We start from the raw sequence: 2,808 nt of genomic DNA, 5'->3' as shown, positions 1-2,808 counted from the left end.
ACTTGCGGGGGTTACATGATTTACCTGTAATCAAGTGCAATAGCAAACGAGCAAATATTCTTGAGACTGCGGGGAAGTGCAGCCTCAGTGATATGACTGTGGAAAGCGGTTTATTATTTCTTTGCTGCTCGAATCAGGCCGTCAAGCCATTCCTGATGACCATTAAGCATTGGGTTCGGGCGGGTATTTGCCAGATCTATTGCCGGGACTCCGTTCTGTGTTTCCTGCGTTAGGATACGGACCCTGTGACCGGAAAGATCCTCCAGTAGCCACGCATGATGGACATCGAGTCGTTGAGCGGTATCTTTTTCACCGGCCCATCCGTGCCATGCCAGGCGAGCAGGTTTACCTTCAGCAGGTGGAACAAACTCCACAACCTGAGCTTCAACTGGGAAACCAAACGTGCTGAAGTAGAAGCGAACCCCATTTTCCAATTCTGGACCTTTGTTGTCATAAAAGCGCACATCGGCGGAATTTTTATAGTATTCCGGCCATAGCAATGGCTGACTCAGGAGCGGCCAGACATCATTGACGTTCAGACCTGAGATGATCATTTCATTAGAAACAAAGTTATCGGTAAAACCCGGAATAAAGCCTTCAGGCCAGTTATTCGCGTTCATAAATTTCTCCAATTGCTATAGTTGAGTGTACTGCGTGTGTCATTACGGCAGTAACGTGATGACAGTGATTATTGGTGCAATGGAGTTATAAGTCGAATTGTCATTACTTATATTCTTAATAAAATAAATTATATCAGGGCGCGGGATGTTGGCTTACTTCTGCGCATAAAGCACGAATCCACTGATGACTTGGGTCACGATGGGTTCGCTCATGCCAGGCCATGCTCTTGGTAAAGCCGGGTACTTTCAGGGGCAAAGGGAGAATGATGATATCGTTGTTAGTCAAGACCATGCGGCGAGGTACAACTGCAATCATATCAGTTACTTGCAATATATCAGGTATCACCTGAAAACTATTAACTGACATGCCTACTCGTCGTGTCAGACTGAGCTTAGCCAGTGCTTCATCTGTAACACCGGTGAAGTTACCTTCTGATGACACCAGAATATGTTCCTGTTTGCAAAATTGTTCGAGCGTCATTTCTGAACTCGCTGCCAGAGGATGATGACGTCGTGCTACGCAGACATAATCTTCTTCATAGAGCGCTCTTCCATGCAGGTCTTCGGGGGTTGTTTGCGGTGTTATCAAAGCCAGATCAACTTCACCCCGAGACAACTGCTGATACATTCGCTCATTGTCCACGGGCCGCACGGCGATTTTAATATTCGGTGCACGTTGTTTTAGCTCAGCCATCAACGGAACGACAACAGCCTTAAGTGCATAGTCCGTTGCGACGATGGTATAAGTCAGTTCCACCGTCACGGGATCAAATTTCTTTGGTTTCAGCAGGATAGCGATATCGGTGAGGATTTGTTTTACCGGCGTAGAAAGTTCGTTGGCCCGCATTGTGGGGACCATACCGTGGCTGGTGCGAACAAAGAGTGGATCGTCAAAGTAATCACGCAAGCGAATAAGCATACCACTGACGGCAGGCTGCGTCAGGGAGAGGCGCTGTGCAGCCCGAGTTACGCTTCCCTCATCCAGTAATGCATCAAGGGCCTTAAGAAGGTTAAGGTCGAGGGTTCTGATATCATTTTTCATAATGAACTAGCCTGACAGATATTAAAATTTTAATTCAGGCTAAATGCTCGTGAAAAGGTTGTCTAGAAGGTTTGCGAGTGTTTTCCTTTTGGAGGAACGTCCATTTCTGGATGGTAAGCCTTGTACGGATAAGTCCGCTTCGCTCAAAGCGGACCTTAAGCTCTCTTGCATTGCAGCTCTATGAAGATGGGATTATGTCTGCCATCATCTCCATGTCATTTCCTTGTACCGAAAATCTCGTCAGAACGTGATTGTAATGTCTTCAGCGCATTGAGCATATCGTCTTCGTCCAGAGATCGCTGGGATTTCTTCTCTGTGGGTTTCCTGCGTCGGCGCGAGGGGCCATCTCCGGCAGGGAGAGCCTGTGACCGGTTATTGTCGCGTTTGTCGTGTACCAGTTTGATAAATTCAAGTGTACGCCCGAGGCGCTTGTTGTCCACGATAGCCCCCTGGTCGATTTCCTGAAGGCGATCATAGGTGGAGTAGGGAAGGACAACCCCGTTTAGCCGGAGCTCTTTCCGGCCATCCGGGTAATGCCAGATCTCAATGTACTTGCCAATAGCCCTTCGGCTTAACTCATTGTCTTCAATCAGATAGAGCACTTTGTCATACTGCACCGTCAGGGATTTTGAAACACGGCGCGGTTCCCGCCATGTGAAAAATGCGGTCAGATCATCATCAGTTTCAAGTGGCCGGTGAACATCAAAGTCATGCCGGGGTGCTTTGCAAAAGCGCCGGTTGTAATCGGTCATAAACTCATCAGCAAAATCATTGGCTGCATCCACTGAAGAAATGCCCCTGAGCCGGAGCTCCTTTACCAGGCGATCCTGAAGCGTCAGATGGGCCCGTTCCACACGGCCTTTGGCTGAACTGGTATTGGCGCAGATAGTCAGGATGTTCAGTTCGTGCATCGCACGGCCAAACTGGGTATAACCATCGCCACCGGTAGCGTTTTTATTGTTGATTCTGAAGACGCTGGCTTTATCGCTGTACAGCGCCACGGGTTTGCCATGCTTCTCCAGATAGCCCCGCGTGGCTTCAAAATAGGTGAAGGTCGATTCCGATTTAACGAAACGAAGCTGCATCATGCGGCTCGTCGCATCGTCGACGTAGACCAGTGAGGTACAGGCGGGTGCACGGTTCTCG

General features: G+C 48.8%; 3 protein-coding genes. All 3 read right to left on the bottom strand.

All coding sequences use genetic code 11. The annotated features are described in order from the left end of the window. Positions 1-113 precede the first annotated feature (113 nt). Positions 114-620, bottom strand: coding sequence for a polyketide cyclase (locus ACOI7D_RS27640; protein ID WP_109547342.1), 507 nt, complete (start codon positions 618-620; stop codon positions 114-116). Between the two features lie 133 nt (positions 621-753). Further along, positions 754-1,662 (bottom strand): LysR family transcriptional regulator, encoded by a 909-nt coding sequence (locus tag ACOI7D_RS27635; protein ID WP_060590645.1) that lies wholly within the window; start codon positions 1,660-1,662, stop codon positions 754-756. Positions 1,663-1,877: 215 nt separating this feature from the next. Continuing rightward, positions 1,878-2,808 (bottom strand): ISNCY family transposase (locus ACOI7D_RS27630; protein ID WP_420668008.1); only part of this gene is annotated, 931 nt, incomplete at its 5' end.

Origin of the sequence: Klebsiella sp. C360 (assembly GCF_048822415.1) — a bacterium.
In the GTDB taxonomy this organism is placed as follows: domain Bacteria; phylum Pseudomonadota; class Gammaproteobacteria; order Enterobacterales; family Enterobacteriaceae; genus Klebsiella; species Klebsiella quasipneumoniae.
The sequence above is the reverse complement of the archived record's forward strand: the minus strand, read 5'-3'. Positions and strand labels throughout refer to the sequence as shown.

Coding starts and splice junctions, on each gene's coding strand:
- ACOI7D_RS27635 (WP_060590645.1), bottom strand. CDS start 1,662: ATGAAAAATGATATCAGAACCCTCGACCTTAACCTTCTTAAGGCCCTT.
- ACOI7D_RS27640 (WP_109547342.1), bottom strand. CDS start 620: ATGAACGCGAATAACTGGCCTGAAGGCTTTATTCCGGGTTTTACCGAT.